The organism is uncultured Rossellomorea sp. (genome assembly GCF_947488365.1).
Taxonomy (GTDB): domain Bacteria; phylum Bacillota; class Bacilli; order Bacillales; family Bacillaceae_B; genus Rossellomorea.
The window spans coordinates 1-235 of record NZ_CANKZT010000030.1 but is presented as its reverse complement, the minus strand read 5'-3'; the positions used below and the strand labels follow the sequence as shown (position 1 = coordinate 235).

Below are 235 nucleotides of genomic sequence, written 5' to 3'. Positions count from 1 at the left end.
GGCTGGATCACCTCCTTTCTAAGGAAGATTTAACTAAAACGTTTGACACGTCGAAGTTTTGTTCAGTTTTGATGGTTCAACTAAGTTTTTTGCGAAAGCAAAACAACTCTCCATCTACAAACAATGGTAAGCATTGCTTATCATTCATTTTTATGGAATATGGGCCTATAGCTCAGCTGGTTAGAGCGCACGCCTGATAAGCGTGAGGTCGGTGGTTCGAGTCCACTTAGGCCCA

At 42.6% G+C, this 235-nt stretch carries 1 tRNA gene; it reads left to right on the top strand.

The annotated features are described in order from the left end of the window. Positions 1-161 precede the first annotated feature (161 nt). A tRNA-Ile gene (locus tag Q1B03_RS22100) sits at positions 162-235 on the top strand.